Source organism: Rhodanobacter sp. C06, from assembly GCF_002001105.1.
Classification (GTDB): domain Bacteria; phylum Pseudomonadota; class Gammaproteobacteria; order Xanthomonadales; family Rhodanobacteraceae; genus Rhodanobacter_A.
Map to the genome: position 1 here is coordinate 15844 of NZ_MUNP01000028.1, position 15416 is coordinate 31259.

The 15416-nt window shown below is 69.9% G+C and carries 14 protein-coding genes; all 14 read right to left on the bottom strand.

Features of this window, described 5'->3' with window-relative positions:
* Nucleotides 1–4: 4 nt before the first annotated feature.
* The 14 genes from B0E52_RS02550 to B0E52_RS02615 all read right to left on the bottom strand — a co-directional run bounded on the left by B0E52_RS02550 (nt 5) and on the right by B0E52_RS02615 (nt 15301).
* The gene (locus tag B0E52_RS02550; protein ID WP_077481462.1) at nt 5–1006 is read right to left on the bottom strand and encodes an extracellular solute-binding protein; all 1002 of its coding nucleotides are present in this window, start codon (nt 1004–1006) and stop codon (nt 5–7) included.
* Complete coding sequence (locus B0E52_RS02555; RefSeq protein WP_077481464.1) at nt 1003–1329, bottom strand: hypothetical protein; 327 nt, start codon at nt 1327–1329, stop codon at nt 1003–1005. Before B0E52_RS02555 ends, B0E52_RS02550 begins: the two co-directional genes overlap by 4 nt.
* Nucleotides 1326–1898: an NTP transferase domain-containing protein gene (locus B0E52_RS02560; protein ID WP_139351558.1), complete on the bottom strand. Its 573-nt coding sequence runs from the start codon at nt 1896–1898 to the stop codon at nt 1326–1328. The genes B0E52_RS02555 and B0E52_RS02560 overlap by 4 nt, the downstream gene beginning before the upstream one ends.
* Nucleotides 1882–2382 carry a molybdenum cofactor biosynthesis protein MoaE gene (locus B0E52_RS02565; RefSeq protein ID WP_077481468.1) on the bottom strand — a complete coding sequence of 167 codons (501 nt, stop codon included), beginning with the start codon at nt 2380–2382 and terminating at the stop codon, nt 1882–1884. Before B0E52_RS02565 ends, B0E52_RS02560 begins: the two co-directional genes overlap by 17 nt.
* 1 nt (nt 2383) lies before the next feature.
* Nucleotides 2384–2644 (bottom strand): MoaD/ThiS family protein, encoded by a 261-nt coding sequence (locus B0E52_RS02570; protein WP_077481470.1) that lies wholly within the window; start codon nt 2642–2644, stop codon nt 2384–2386.
* The gene (gene glp, locus B0E52_RS02575; protein WP_254426673.1) at nt 2641–3894 is read right to left on the bottom strand and encodes a gephyrin-like molybdotransferase Glp; all 1254 of its coding nucleotides are present in this window, start codon (nt 3892–3894) and stop codon (nt 2641–2643) included. Before glp ends, B0E52_RS02570 begins: the two co-directional genes overlap by 4 nt.
* Nucleotides 3891–4883, bottom strand: coding sequence for a bifunctional molybdenum cofactor biosynthesis protein MoaC/MoaB (gene moaCB, locus B0E52_RS02580; protein WP_077481472.1), 993 nt, complete (start codon nt 4881–4883; stop codon nt 3891–3893). Before moaCB ends, glp begins: the two co-directional genes overlap by 4 nt.
* Before the next feature lie 3 nt (nt 4884–4886).
* A complete protein-coding gene (gene moaA, locus B0E52_RS02585) occupies nt 4887–5870 on the bottom strand; it encodes a GTP 3',8-cyclase MoaA (RefSeq protein ID WP_254426674.1) in 984 nt (327 codons plus the stop codon).
* A gap of 70 nt (nt 5871–5940) precedes the next feature.
* Nucleotides 5941–6780: a uroporphyrinogen-III synthase gene (locus tag B0E52_RS02590; protein WP_077481476.1), complete on the bottom strand. Its 840-nt coding sequence runs from the start codon at nt 6778–6780 to the stop codon at nt 5941–5943.
* Between the two features lie 34 nt (nt 6781–6814).
* A complete protein-coding gene (gene cysG, locus B0E52_RS02595; protein ID WP_077481589.1) occupies nt 6815–8251 on the bottom strand; it encodes a siroheme synthase CysG in 1437 nt (478 codons plus the stop codon).
* Between the two features lie 29 nt (nt 8252–8280).
* Entirely contained in the window at nt 8281–10983 is a 2703-nt protein-coding gene (locus B0E52_RS02600) for a nitrate reductase (protein ID WP_077481478.1), read from the bottom strand.
* 40 nt (nt 10984–11023) lie between these two features.
* Nucleotides 11024–11374 carry a nitrite reductase small subunit NirD gene (gene nirD / locus B0E52_RS02605; RefSeq protein WP_077481480.1) on the bottom strand — a complete coding sequence of 117 codons (351 nt, stop codon included), beginning with the start codon at nt 11372–11374 and terminating at the stop codon, nt 11024–11026.
* A 4-nt stretch (nt 11375–11378) separates the two neighbouring features.
* Nucleotides 11379–13949: a nitrite reductase large subunit NirB gene (nirB, locus tag B0E52_RS02610; RefSeq protein WP_077481482.1), complete on the bottom strand. Its 2571-nt coding sequence runs from the start codon at nt 13947–13949 to the stop codon at nt 11379–11381.
* Nucleotides 13946–15301, bottom strand: coding sequence for an MFS transporter (locus tag B0E52_RS02615; RefSeq protein WP_077481484.1), 1356 nt, complete (start codon nt 15299–15301; stop codon nt 13946–13948). Before B0E52_RS02615 ends, nirB begins: the two co-directional genes overlap by 4 nt.
* Nucleotides 15302–15416 lie beyond the last annotated feature (115 nt).

A 15416-nucleotide genomic window follows, 5' to 3' on the forward strand; every position in this document is an offset into this window, starting at 1 on the left:
CGACTCACAGCGCTTCGCCGTGCGGCGGGCCGTAGCCGCGCTCGCGCAGCGCCTGCTGCCCCGCTGCGCTCCTGAGCAATTCCACGAAGGCGCGGCCCAGCACCGGCTGTTCCGCGTTCGCCGGCACGGCCGCATAGAACACCAGCGGCCGTGCCTCCAAGTGCTTGCCGCAGGGCAGGGTGAAACTGGCCTTGGCATACCAGCTTGCCTGCAAGGCCGGTTGCGCCAGATCGATCTCGGCAGGCAAGGCGATGGTGGGCAGGTGGTGCGAGAACGCCGCGCTGGCGTAGCCGAGGGTGGCGTCGATCTGGCCGGCTTCCAGGCGCGACATCAGCGATGTTTCGGCAAATATCTGCTGCGGGTTCTGCAATTCGCCCGCCACCTCTTCCAGCAGCTTGGGCTGGTGGTAGTAGCGCGCGGCGAGCTGCAGGGTGAGCAGCGCATTCGCGCCTTGCGGATCGACCGCCGGATCGGTGCGGCCCAGGCGCAGGCCCGGTTCGCGCAACACGTCGTACCAGGCCTTCTTGCCCTCTGCGGCCGCCTTGAAATCCACCGCGAAACGGCTCTTGGGGCTGTAGACCACCACCATGCGCGTGCTGGCCACCGGCACCGCGTGCGCGACCAGGCCGGCCTTTTTCAGCACCTCCATCGGCCCCGACGTGATGCCGACGAAGGCATCGGCAACAAGCTGCTTGCCGGCGATCAGCCGCGCCAGCGCGTAGGAGCCCTGACCGATGCCCTGGTACTGCGCACCATGCGCCTTGGCGAAGGTGGGGCCGAGATCCTGATCCATCACCACGCCCATCGAGCCGGCATAGGCCACGCGCACGACAGGTGTTTCGGCGGCCTGCACGGCATGGGCAAACAGCAGCAGGGCGAGGCCGACGAGCAGGCGCCGGCTCTTCCGAGCCCGGTAGGAGCGCACCCTGTGCGCGATGAGGTCGTTCGTGAAGAACAGCAACCGCGCACAAGGTGCGCGATTGCCGGTAGACGGTGGCGCGCTCATGCCCTGCCCTCCTTCATCCGGCGCGCGCTGTCGCGCACGTCCACATCGAAGGTGACGTCGACACCTTCCAGCGCCAGTTCCAGCCCGTCGCGGCTGGGCAGGCGCGCGGCCAGCGTGCGCACCGCATCGCTCGCCAGCACCACCCGCCAGCCGTCATCCACGCGCTGCCAGCCGGGTGCGGTGGCCAGCGCCAGTTGCTGGCGTTCGACGCGGCCATCGGGCCAGCGCATGGCGTTTTCCACCACCTCGCCGGACAGCAGCCGCGCCAGTTCCGCTTCGTCGATGCGCAGGCGCAGCGACTGTTGCCGTTGTTGCACTCTCATCGGCTCATCTCGTTCCAAAGTTCGGGCGTATTGCAATCCACGAGTTGCGTCGCCTCGTCCTTCGACAAGGCCAGCGCTTCGGTTTCCATCGCCGCCTCCAGCGCGCGCAGCGATCGCGCGCGCGGCGCGGCCGACGAAGCCAGTGCAAGCAGCAAGGCGCGGCTGGCGGCGTCCAGGCGAAAGCGCCACGGCAACACGTATTCGGCAAACGCCAGGCTGCGCGCCTGCCAGCGCTCCACGCGCAACCGCTGCAGCAGCGCGCCGGACAAGCGCGGCATGTCCACCGGGATCACCAGCAGCTCCACCTCGCCGGTCACGCTGGCGGCCACGCTCATGAGGCCACCGACCGGGCCGAGCTGCGAGGCGAGATCGGCCACGCCGTGATGCGAGGGGTGCTCTCCGCTCACCCGCAGCGCATCGACGCCCGCCGCGCGCAACGTGGCCAGTTGATGCTCGATCAGCGGCTGGCCGTGCCAGTCCAGCAGCGCCTTGTCACGCCCCATGCGGCTGGACTGGCCGCCGGCCAACAGCACGCCGAGGCAGGGGCGATACTCAGCGATCGTGGCCATGCGCGGCATGCGAATGGGCGTGGGTGAACTGGCGATCGTCCTCGCACAGCGAGCAGCCTTCGCTCCAGGCGCTGTCGCCGTCGATGTAGTGTTCCTGCTTCCAGATCGGCGACTCGTGCTTCACCGCCTCGATGGCCAACCGGCAGGCGCGGAAGGCCTCGTCGCGGTGCGGCGTGCCGGCAGCCACCACCACGGCGAGATCGCCGATGGCGAGATCCCCTTTCGCATGCGCGATCCACAGCTTGAGCGGCGCGCCCACCTCGGCCAGCGCGCGCTCGGCGATGGCACGGAACTGGTTCAGCGCCAGCGGCACGAACAAGTCGTAGCTGATGCTGGTGACGCTGCGTCCCACGTTGTGGTCGCGCACCCGGCCGATGAAGCTGGCGATGCCGCCGAAGCGCGGATCGGCCACGAAATCCAGCGCCAAGGCCACGTCCAGCGTGGCCACGCGACGTTCCACCACGGCGACATGCAAGCCGTCCATTTCAGCCTCCACTCACCGGCGGCAGCACGGCCAGCGCCACGCCGGCCGGCACTTTGCGGTGGTTGTGCAGGATTTCCTCGTCGGTGGCGAAAGCGCAGCGCCGCACCAGGCCGGCGGACACCTGCGGCGCCTGCGCAGCAAGGTGCGCGACCAGCAATTCGCGCAGCTCGGCCATTGTGCTGCCAGCGGGTACGTCCAGCTCCACCGCGCCACTGGCATCGGCCTCGCGCAGCGCGCCGAACAGGACAATCGACGTCTTCATGCGTGGCTCCCCCCGAAATCAGGACTGTGCAAATGGCTGGGGCCGTAGACCTCGATCAGGCTTCCGGCCGGAAGCAGGCTCGCCTCCAGAGGAATCACCGCCCAGGCATTGGCCTGCGCCAGCGAGCGGATGCGGTAGGACTCCTGCCCTTCCAGCACCTGTGCCGTGAGGCCGCCTTGCGCATCCATCGCCACGCGCGCCTTCAGGTGAAAGCGCAGGCGCGGCTTCTTGGTGCAACCGGTGGCCAGCGGCACACGCCACGGCATTTCGCGCGGCAGGCCCAGCATGGCGCGCAGCGCGGGCTCGACGAAGAAGCGCAACCCCACCGCCACCGCGACGGGGTTGCCCGGCAGGCCAAAGAACAGCGTGCCGTCGGGCAAGCGCGCGAACAGCACCGGCTTGCCGGGACGGATCGCCACTTTGTGGAAGATCGCGGTGGCGCCGAGCTGCTGCAATGCCTCGGGCACGAAGTCGTAGCGGCCCATCGATACCGCGCCGGTGGAGATCACCACGCGCGCACCGGCGTCGCGGACACGCGCGAAGGCGGCGAGGAAGGCCTCTACATCGTCGCCCACGGTTTCGCGATGCACCAGCTCGGCGCCCGCGCGCGGCAAAGCCGCGGCGAGATACGGCCCGTTGGAATTGCGGATCTGCCCCGACGCGAGCACGGCCTCGGCGTCATCCACCAGCTCGCGGCCGGTGCACAAGACGGCCACGCGCGGACGCGTCGCCACCCGCACTCCCGCCACGCCCAAGGCGGCCAGCAGCATCAAGTGATTGGGCGCAAGCAAGGTGCCGGCGGCGAGCACGGCCACGCCCTGCGCCACGTCGGAACCGGCGCGGCGCAGGTTGTCGCCCGCCGCCACGGCGGCTTTCAGGCGCACGCGCGGCGGCGCGTTCAGGCGTTCGGTCTGCTCCACCGCGATCACGCGGTCGAGGCCGTCGGGCACGCGCGCACCGGTCATGATTTCCCAGGCGCCACGCCGCGCACGGCTGGCGCCGTCGCCCGCGGCCTGCTCGCCTTCGATCAGCCACTCGCTGCCGGCCGGCAAGGGCTCGCTACCGCCGGCGAGCGCGTAGCCGTCCATCGCCGAGTTGTCGAAGGGCGGCAAGGCCTCGGGCGCGATCACTGCTTCGGCCAGCACGCGGCCCAGCGCGTCATCGAGCTCGCAGTCCTCGGCGGGCAACGGCGTGCAAACGTCGAGGATCAGGTGCAATGCCTCGGTTGGGTCGAGCAAATCGTGGCTCATGCGTGGCCCTCGCCCGCAACCATCGCCAGCGCATGCGCGAGGATGGGCGCGAGGATCTCCATGCCTTGCGCCGCCGCCTTGCTGCTGCCGGGCAACGCGATCACCAGCATGGAACCCACCAGCACCGCATCGGCGCGACTCAACCAGGCCAGTGGGGTGTGCTGGCTGCTTTCGCTGCGGAACATTTCCGCGATGCCGGGCACACGGCGCTCGCCCACCAGAGCCAACGCCTCGGGCGTGACATCGCGCGGCGAAAGGCCGGTGCCACCGGTACACAGCGCGAGACGGATGCCGGCAGCGGCCAGCTCGCGCAGGCGCGCAGCCAGCGGCGCGGCCGCGTCGGCGCGCACTTCGGCCGGCCCAAGCTCGGCGCCCAGCGCGCGCAGGCGTTCCACCAGCAGCGGGCCGGAGGCGTCCTCGTAATCGCCGCGGCTGGCGCGATCGCTGAGCGTGATCACGGCGGCGGGTACGCCGTCCAGCTTCGGCAAGCCGCGTGGGTGGTAGTGCTCGCGCTCGGCATCCGTCATGCCGTCGGGATGGAACCACAACCCCTTCTTGCCGCCCTCCTTGAACAGCAGCCGCACGCCGCCGATGGCCAGCGCGGGTTCCACCGGCTTGCTGAGGTCGTACAGCGTGAGCAGGGCCGCGCTGGCGCCTGCGAGCGCCTCCATCTCCACGCCGGTGCGGGCGATGGCGGCGGCCTCGCAATAGACCCGGATCGCGCGCCGTTCGGGCACCGGCACGCAGCGCAGCTCGGCGTATTCCAGCGCCAGCGGGTGGCACAGCGGCATCAGTTGCGCGGCGTTCTTCGCGCCTTGCAGGCCGGCCACTTCGGCCATGCCCATGGCATCGCCCTTGGGCAGGCGGCGCTCCACGATGGCGTCGAAGGCACTCCCGGCCAGGAGTTCGCCCACCGCCACGGCACGGCGCGCGGTGATGCGCTTGGCGCGCACGTCGGCCATGTGGAAGGCGGCGCTGCGTTCGCTCATGGATCAACCTCCGGTGGATGCGAGATGCGGGGTGATGCCGGTGCGGCCCTGGTGCAGGAAGTGGCCCTGCTCCTTGCGGCCGATCTGGCCGCCGATGGCGCGCACCAGGTCCGGCAACTGGTCGTCGCGCGCCAGGTATTTGCGCAAGGGGATGCCGAATTCGCCGAACAGGCACAGGCGCAGATCGCCGGTGGCGGTGACGCGCAGGCGGTTGCAGCCGGCGCAGAAATCCTTCGCGTACGGCGCGATGATGCCGATGCGTCCGGCGTAGTCGGGGTGGGTGTACTCGCGCGCGGGACCGTCGTCGAGGGCACGCGGCAAGGCCTGCCAGCCGCGTTCGCGAAGTTCGCCGGCCAGTGCCTCCGCGCGCACATGATGGTCGCGGAAGAAGGCCAGGTTGTCGCCGGTCTGCATCAGCTCGATGAAGCGCAGGCCCACGGCGTGGTCGCGCAGGTAGTCCAGCCAGCGCGGCAGCTCGTTGTCGTTGACACCGCGCAGCAGCACGGCGTTGAGCTTCACCGCCGGCAACTCCGCGTCCAGCGCCATGTCCACGCCGTGCAGGATGTCGTCCAGCCGGTCGTGTCCGGTGATGCGCGCGAAGGCCGCGCGGTCCAGGCTGTCCACGCTGACGTTGATCGCGTTGAGCCCCGCGTCCATCCACGCGTGCAGGCGTCTGGACAACAGCGTGCCGTTGGTCGTCATCGCCAGTTTTTTCAGGCCGGGCGCGGCGGCGGCGGTGCGCAACACCTCGACGAGGTCGCGACGCACGCCGGGTTCGCCGCCGGTGATGCGCAGTTTCTGCATGCCCAGCTCGGCAAAGCCGCGCAGCAGGCGCGCGATCTCGTCCAGCGTCAGCGGCCCGGCCGAGCCGGCTTCGGCGTGGTAGCCATGCGGCAGGCAGTAGCGGCAGCGGAAGTTGCAGGCTGGCGTGATGGACAAGCGCAGGTAGGGAAAGCGGCGACCATGACGGTCGGCCAGCGGGGGCACGGCCGTGCTCCCTTCCGGTACGGGACGAGGATGCAGTGTCGGATACATTTCCACGGAACCTGACCCTCGCTCAGATCGACAAGGCATCGATCAACGCCTGCACCAGCGGCTTCAGGTGATAGCGATCGACCGGAACCACCGTGACCGCCACGCCGCGTCGCGACAGCGCCTCGGCGACGACCGGCCCGACGGCGGCCACGACCGTTCGCCGCAAAGCCTCATGCAGCACCTCGCCCTGCCCCTGGCCGTTCGCAAGCCGGAACAGGCGCTCCACCTGCTGGAGACTGGTGAACGCGATCGCGTCGACTCCACCCTGCTGCACGCGCCGCACCAGGGCGAGCACATCGGCGTCGCCGGCGGCGTCGGCATAGCGATAGGGGGCGACCGGCAAGGCCTGCGCTCCCGCCTCGGCAAGGAAGTCCATCAACGGGATATTGGGTTCGCTGCCATACAGCTGCACGCCGACGCGGCGGCCACGCAAGTCGAACCCGCGCAGGCAGGCGATCATGCCCGGCGTGGTGGCCGGTTCGGCGATCCGCTCCGGGCGCAGCCCCAGTTCGCGCAGCACGCGTGCCGGCTTCGGGCCGCGCACCACGATGCGCACTTGCGCCAGCCGCGCAATGAAGTAGACCCGCTCGGCGGGCGCATGCCGGTCGAGCACGTCGAGCAGGCGGCTCAGCCCCTCACCGGTGAACAGCAGCAAGTCGTCGCAATCGCCCGCGTTGAACCGGCGCAACCAATCCAGCACCGGTGCGGGATCGGGCGCGTCGAGGATGTCCACCAGCGGGCAACGCAGCACGCTGGCGCCGCGCCGTTCGAGCAGGGTCGCGAACACGTCCAGCTCGCGCGACTCGGGCACCGCGATGCACTTGCCCGCCAGCGGCAACCCGAATTCGCCGCCGACGCTCATCGCGATGCTCCGTGGCTGACCGGCGACGCGTCCATCAGGCCAGCTCCGCCATCGGTTCGGCGACAGGCTGCCCGGCGCGGGCGTCGACCAGTTCGCCGAACCATGCCTGCGAAGTCGCGCAGGCCGCGACCTCGCCGACGATCAGCAGCGCCGGCGAGCCCACCGCGTGTTCCCGCACCAGCCGCGGCAACTCGGCCAGCACGCCGGCGATCACGCGCTGCTGCGGCAGGCTGCCGTTCTCGACGATGGCCACCGGCGTGTCCGTGGCGCGACCGTGCGCAAGCAGCCGCGCCGTGAGTGCGTCGGCCCGCTCGACGCCCATGTAGATGGCCAGGGTCTGCCCGGGCCGACCCAGCGCCTGCACGTCCGGCATGTCGCTGCCCGCCTTGCCGTGCGCGGTCAGCAGGCAGACCGACTGTGCCTGCCCGCGCTGCGTCAGCGGGATGCCGGCAAAGGCGGCGCAGGCCACAGCCGCGGTGACGCCCGGCACCACCGCACAGGCGACGCCGTGGCGACGCAGGAACGCCATCTCCTCGCCACCGCGGCCGAACACGAACGGATCGCCGCCCTTCAGGCGCACCACGCGCCGGCCCTCGCGCGCATGCGCCAGCATCAGCCGATGGATCTGCTCCTGCGCCACCTGGCGGCCGCCGCAGCGTTTGCCCACGTCGATGCGTTCGGCATCGCGCCGCACCATCGCGAGGATCGCGTCGCCCACGAGCTGGTCGTGCAGCACCACGTCCGCCTCGTTGAGCGCGCGCAGCGCCTGCAAGGTGAGCAGGCCCGGATGCCCGGGGCCGGCGCCGACCAGCGTCACCGAACCCTTGCGCGGCGGCGGCCCGTCGCCTTGCAGGGCGGCGAGTAGCACCTGCTCGGCCTCCTGCCCGCGCGCCGCGCGCAGCAGCGGCAGCACCGGGCCATCGTGCAGCCAATCGTAGAAGGCGCGACGGTCGGCAAGGTTTTCGTGCCGGCGCACGATGCGCGCACGCTGGCGCTGTGCCAGCGCCACCAGCGCGCCCAGTCCATGGTCCAGCACGCGTTCCAGCGTCTCGCGCACGCGCCGCGCCAGCGCCGGTGCCGCACCGGCGGTGGAGACGGCCACCACCAGCGGCGAGCGATCCACCACCGCGGGCACGTGAAAGCGCGAATGCGCGGCATCGTCGACCACGTTGGCGAAGAGGCGCCGCTCGCTCGCGGCGGCGGCCACCGCGGCGTTCAATCCGCGCTCGTCGGTGGCGGCAATCACCAGCCACATGCCGTCGAGCCAGCCGGGCACGAATTCGCCACGCTGCCAGCGGATCGTCCCTGCCCCGGCCCAGGCGGCGAGTTCCGCGTCCAGTCGCGGCGCGCCCACCGTGACCTGCGCACCGGCGCCGAGCAGGGCCTCGGCCTTGCGTCGCGCCACGCCGCCGCCGCCGACCACCAGCACCGGCAAGCCATGCAAATCCGCGAACAGGGGATACAGCTTCATCGTCGCGCTCCGGTTTGCCGTGATGTCGTTCATGCCGCGCTCCAGGCGTGCGCTTCGGCGATCAGTCGGCGGATTTCCGGGATGCATGAGCCGCAGTTGCCGCCCGCGCGCAGCGCGGCCGTCACGCCGGCTGGCGTATCCAGGCTCTTCTCGCGGATCGACGTGCAGATCGTGTTGCGGCCGACGCCGAAGCAGGCGCACACCACCGGCCCGGGATCGCCGCCCGCATCCGGCGATTCGCCGGCAAGCAGGCCGGCGCGGTCGGCATCCTCCAGCCGCGGCTTGCCGAACAGCTGCGCCAGCCACTGGCGCGACGGCAAGTCGGGGCGCGGCGAAAGGAACACGCAGGCTTCGAGTCGATCCTCGCGCACCAGCGCGGCGCGATAGATCCCGGCATCGGCGTCCTCGTATTCCAGCCACTCGGCAGCGGCGGCGGCGTCCAGCCAGGCCCTGGCCCACGTGCCGCAGTCGCCCGGCCGTTCGCGGTGCGCGATCTCGTAGCGCCAGAACTGCTCGCCGCGGATCAGCGCCCAGTAACTCAGCCCTGCCGTCGGCAACTGGCGGCGTCCGAACGCGAAGCCATGCCAGCGCACCGGAAACGGCTCCACCTGCACCGGCGTGTGCTTGAACTCCGGCTGGCCGGAGACCGGATCGATCTCCGGGCTCACCAGCGCGCCCACGCGTGCATCGGAGGCGAACTGGTCGTTCCAGTGGATCGGCACGAACACCTGGCCGGCCTGGATGCCGCCGCCATGGCGCACCCGCGCCACCATCGTTCCCCAACGCGAGACCACACGCGCCAGTTCGCCCTCGCGCACGCCGCTGCGCAAGGCATCGTGCGGGTGCATGTCGACAAACGGCTCGCTGAGATGGCCGGCGAGCCTCGGCGATTTGCCGGTGCGCGTCATGGTGTGCCACTGGTCGCGGATGCGGCCGGTATTGAGCAGCAGCGGATACTCTCGGTCCGGCGCGTGGGCGGGCGCGCGTCCGGGCGTGGCGACGAAACGCGCCCGGCCGTCGGCGTGCGCGTAGCGGCCATCCTCGAACAGGCGCGCCGTACCGCTGCCGTCTTCGCGCACCGGCCACTGCACCGGCGCCAACGCGTCGTAGCCCGGTGCGTCGAGCGCGGCCAGTCCGCCCAGATGCAGGTGCCGTCGCGCCGCCGTCCCGCCGTCGGCGCCGGACTCGTGGTTGCGGAACGCGGTGAGCCGCGCGTGTTCGACGAAGATCTCGTGCGGCCCGGCGTAGTCGAAGGCTTCGGCGAAGCCCAGGCGTTTTGCCACCTCGCAGACGATGCGCCAGTCGGCCCGCGCCTCGCCCGGTGCCGGCAGGAAAGGTCGCTGGCGCGAGATGCGCCGCTCCGAACTCGTCACCGTGCCGTTCTTCTCGCCCCAGCCCAGCGCCGGCAGGCGCACATGCGCATGCACACTGGTATCGGTGCGCTCGACGATGTCGGAGCACACCACCAGTTCGCAAGCCTGCAGCGCCTGTCGCACCCGGTCGGCGTCGGGCAGGCTGACCACCGGGTTGGTGCCCATGATCCACAGCGCCTTGACCCGCCCTTCCAATACGGCATCGAACAGCGCCACCGCCTTCAGCCCCGGCTCGGCGGCGATGTGCGGCGACGCCCAGAACGCCTGCACGATCTGCCGGTGCGTCGGCTCGTGCAGATCCATGTGCGCCGCCAGCATGTTGGCCATGCCGCCGACCTCGCGCCCGCCCATCGCGTTCGGCTGCCCGGTGATCGAGAACGGTCCCGCGCCCGGCTTGCCGATGCGCCCGGACAGCAGGTGGCAGTTGATGAGGCTGTTGGCCTTGTCGGTGCCGCTGGTGGACTGGTTCACGCCCTGCGAGAACAGGCTGACCACGCGTTCGTGCCGCGCGAACAGCCGGTAGAACGCCAGCAGGTCGGCTGGCTGCACCCCGCACATGCGCGCCACCGCCTCCGGGTCGCCGGCCTCGGCGCTGGCCACCGCCAGCGCGGCGTTCATGCCGTCCGTATGCGCGTCGACGAAGCCCACGTCCATCACCCCATGCCGGAACAGGAAGGCGAGCAGGCCGTTGAACAGCCACACGTCGGTGCCCGGCTTGATGGGCAGATGCAGATCGGCCGACTCGCAGGTGGCGGTGAAGCGCGGATCGATCACCACGAGCTTCGCCCCCGCCTCCTTCGCCTGCGCGATGCGCTGGAAGGCCACCGGGTGGCACCACGCGGTGTTGGAGCCCACCAGCACCACCAGTTCGGCCTGCGCCAGATCTTCGTAGCAGGCCGGCACCAGGTCTTCGCCAAAGGCCCGCTTGTGGGCGGCGACCGCCGAGGACATGCACAGGCGCGAATTGGTGTCGATGTTCGCCGTGCCCAGGTAGCCCTTGGCCAGCTTGTTGACGACGTAGTAGTCCTCGGTGAGCAATTGCCCTGACACGTAGAACGCCACGGCATCGGGGCCGTGCTGCTCGACCGCGCGGCGGAAACCATCGGCCACGCGGTCGAGCGCCGCGTCCCAACCGACGCGGTGAAAGCTGCCGTCCGCCTCGCGTACCTGCGGATGCAAGAGGCGACCGTGCAGGTCCGTCGTCTCACCCAGCGCCGCGCCTTTCACGCACAGGCGGCCGAAGTTGGACGCATGCGAGGGATCGCCTTCAACGCTCACCGTGCCCGCGGCATCTGCCCGCGCCAACACGCCGCAGCCGACACCGCAGTACGGACAGGTGGTGGCCACCGCCTTGCTCATGCGGCGACTCCATGCTTGGCCATGGCGGGCCGTGCGCGGCTCATCGTTCCCCGCGACGGATCAGCACGTGTTCGCCATCGCGGCGTATCTGCCACGCATGCACGTGCAGCGCCGCATCCTCCAGGCACTCGCCGGTACGCAGGTCGTAGTGCTGCTTGTGGATCGGCGAGGCCACCACCACGCGCTCGCCGAGACTGCCCACCAGGCCACGCGACAGCACTGCCGCACCCGATTCGGGATCGATGTTGTCGACCGCGTGCAGCGTGTCGCCGGCGAGGCGGAACACCGCCACCTGCTCGCCCGCCACCAGCGCGCACACGCCGGTATCGGGCACGATCTCGCCTATCCGGCACACGCAGGTCCAGCCGTCCGTTGTAGCGTTGCTGTTCATCGGTTCACTCCGTCTCGACCACGACCGGGATGCGCTCCAGCCGACTGCGTTTTTCTTCCCGCGTAGCGGGTCGGAGCTGTCCGCGCTCGGGTACGAAAGCCACGTTGTCGTCGGCTGCCTCGCTGTTGACGAAGTGGCGGAAGCGACGGCGCACCTGCGGGTCGCTCACGGCCTTCTTCCACTCGCATGCGTAGTTGTCGATCACCCGTTTCATTTCCGCCTCCAGCTCGGCGGCAATGCCCAGCGTGTCGTCGATGACCACCGCGCGCAGGTAATCCATGCCGCCTTCCAGGTTGTCGCGCCACACGCTGGTGCGCTGCAGGCGGTCGGCGGTGCGGATGTAGAACATCAGGAAGCGGTCGACGTAGCGGACCAGGGTGGCCGTATCGAGGTCGCCGGCCAGCAGCTCCGCGTGCCGCGGCTTCATGCCGCCGTTGCCGCAGACGTAGAGGTTCCAGCCCTTTTCGGTGGCGATCACGCCGACGTCCTTGCTCTGCGCCTCGGCGCATTCGCGCGTGCAGCCGGAGACGGCGAACTTCAGCTTGTGCGGCGAGCGCAGCCCCTTGTAGCGGTGCTCCAGGTCGATCGCCTGGCGCACCGAATCCTGCACGCCGTAGCGGCACCAGGTGGAGCCCACGCAGGACTTCACCGTGCGCACGGACTTGCCGTAGGCATGGCCGGATTCGAAGCCCGCCGCGATCAGCTCTTCCCAGACCAGCGGCAACTGCTCCAGCCGGGCGCCGAACATGTCCACGCGCTGGCCACCGGTGAGCTTGGTGTACAGGCCGTACTTGCGTGCGATCTGGCCGATCGCGATCAGTCCGTCGGGCGTGACTTCGCCGCCGGCCATGCGCGGCACCACCGAATAGCTGCCATCCTTCTGGATGTTGGCGAGGAAGTAGTCGTTGGAGTCCTGCAACGAAGCGTGTTCCTGCTGCAGCACGAACTCGTTCCAGCAGGAGGCCAGGATGCTGGCCACCACGGGCTTGCAGATGTCGCAGCCCAGGCCGTGGCCATGGCGCGCCAGCAACTCGTCGAAGCGGCGGATGCGCTCCACGCGAACCAGGTGGTAGAGCTCCTGCCGCGAGTACGCGAAGTGCTCGCACAGGTGGTTGTTCACCGCGACGCCGGCGCGCGCCAGTTCCGCCTTCATGATCTGCGTGACCAGCGGCACGCAACCGCCGCAACTGGTGCCGGCCCGCGTCGCCTGCTTGAGTGCGTCGAGCGAGGTGGCGCCGGCCGCCACTGCCTCGCACAGCTGCCCCTTGCTGACGTTGTTGCACGAGCACACCTGCGCCGACGCCGGCAAGGCATCGACCGCCAGGCCCGGCTTGGGCTTGCCCTCGCCTGACGGCAGGATCAAGGTCTCCGGCGACTCCGGCAATTCCATGCCGTTGAGCATCATCTGCAGCAGCGAACCGTAGTCGGCCGCGTCGCCCACCAGCACGCTGCCGAGCAGGCGCTTGCCGTCCTCGGACACGACCAGCTTCTTGTAGACCTGCCGGCGCCCGTCGCTGAACTGGTAGCTGAAGCTGCCCGGGGTGGCACCGTGCGCGTCGCCGATGCTGGCCACGTCGACGCCCATCAGCTTGAGCTTGGTGGACATGTCCGCGCCGGCGAATTCCGGCAAGTCGGGCGCCGGGCGCCGGGCCTGCAGCGCATAAATGTGCTTGGCCACCACCCGCGCCATGTCGTAACCCGGTGCCACCAGGCCGAACACCTTGCCGCCCCACTGTGCGCACTCGCCGATGGCGTAGACGTCGCGGTCGCGCGTGCGGCAGAAGTTGTCGACCATGATGCCGCCGCGCTGGCCTACGCCCAGCTCGCTCTGCCGGGCCAGCTCGTCGCGCGGGCGGATGCCGGCGGAGAACACGATGAGGTCGGTTTCCAGATGGCTGCCGTCGGCGAACTCCATGCGATGGCGCCGCGCGGCGCCGTCGACGATCCGCTGGGTGTTCCGGCCGGTGTGCACCACCAGGCCCAGATCCTCGATCGCCTTGCGCAGCATCTGCCCGCCGCTGTCGTCCACCTGCACCGCCATCAGGCGCGCGGCGAATTCCACCACGTGCGTCTCCAGCCCCGTGTCGCGCAAGGCCTTGGCGCATTCCAGCCCGAGCAGACCGCCGCCGACCACCACGCCGTGCTTCGACCGGCCGCCCCACTCCGACAACGCATCCAGGTCGTCCAGCGTGCGGTAGGTCAGGCAGCCGGCGCGGTCGCTGCCCGGAATCGACGGCACGAAGGGCGAAGAACCAGTGGCGATCACCAGCTTGTCGTAGGGCAGTTCGTTGCCATCGGCGGTCGTCACGCGCTTCCGCGCGCGATCGATGCCGGTGGCGCAGGTCGCCAGCCGCAAGCGGATTCCCGCCTGTTCGAAGAAGCCGGGCGCCACCAGCGACAGCTCCGCCGCCGTCTTGCCGGAGAAAAACTCCGACAAGTGCACCCGATCGTAGGCCGGCCGCGTTTCCTCGCCGAGCACGGTGATCTCCAGATCCGGCGGCTGCAGGGTCGCCAGCTCTTCCAGCAACCGGTGCCCCACCATGCCGTTGCCCACCACGACCAGTCGCGTCGTCATATCGATGCACTCCCCGTGGAATCCGCCGATGGCCCTCGCACTTGCCGCAGAACGTCCTGCCGCAAGGCCTCCTGGTACAGCTGTTCCTCGCTGGCCACGTGCTCGTGGCTGAAGCGCACAGCGAGCGCGCACAGCGAGCCGGCGATCACGAAGCCGCCGAGCGCCGCGAAGGTGTGCTGCACCGAGCCGATGTATTTCTGCAGGAACCCGGCCGCAACGGCGCCGACGTTGCCGCCGGCACCGATGATGCCCGCCACGCCACCCAGCGCCTTGCGATCGACGAAGGGCATCAGCGCATAGGTCGCCCCGCAGGCCATGTGCATGAACAGGCCGAAAGCCAGCATCGCCGCCACCGCCATGGCCACGCCTTGCGCGTTCGAGAAGCACAGCAGCCCGACGCCTTCGCACAACATCAGCGCGCACAGGAGTCGCACGCGGGACAGCAGGCCTCGCCTGCGCGCCAGCCGGTCGGACGCCATGCCGCCCATCGCCCGCGCGAACAAGGCCAGCAGACCGAAGCCGCCGACGGCCAGGCCCGCGCCACGCAGGCTCAACCCGTAGTGGTCGACGTAGTAGGAAGCCGCCACGCCATGCACGAAAAGTTCGACGCCGAAGCAGCCCGCGTAAGTGACGAACAGCATCCACACTCGGTAGTTGCCGGCTGCCTGGCGAAACGCCATCCAGCCACCCGGCTTGCCCCGGCCGGCGGCATCCTGTCCGCGGCCATCGCCTTCCGGACCGTCCTGGGTGAACTTCCAGTACAGGACACCCACGATCACCATCAGCACGCCGGGCAGCAGCATGACGAGACGCCATGCGAGACGGTCTCCCACGCCAAACGCGAGCACACCCGCCAGCGCCAACGGTATTGCCGCCTGCGCCACGCCACCGCCTGCGTTGCCCCAGCCGGCGGCGGTTGCGTTTGCGGTGCCCACCACGTTGGGCGCGAACATCACCGAGGTGTGGTACTGCGTGATCACGAAGCCCGCGCCGACCGCACCGATCGCCAGGCGCACGATCAGGAACGACACATAACCTTGCACGAACATCATCCCGAACACCGGAATCGAACCCAGCAGCAAGAGGCCCGCATAGGTGCGTCGCGGCCCCAGCCGGTCGCACAGCGGGCCGACAAGCAGGCGCCCGAGGATGGTCATCGCGACGGCGGCGATGGTGACGTTCGCCACCTGGTCGGGACTGAGCCGGAGCTCTGCCCGCAGCAGTGGCATCAGCGGCGCCACCGCGAACCACGCGAAGAAACACACGAAGAACGCCAGCCAGCTCAGATGGAACGCACGCATCTGCGGCGTGCGCCACTGGAACAGCTCGATCCGCGTCGCCTTGCCCGACATAGCATCTCCGCCCGAAGATGACGAATCGCCTCCTGCACCCGGCCGCGCAGCGACACATCCCTGTCCGCCTGGATTGTTGCGTAGCAACACGCATGCCAGCGCTAGCGCCACCATG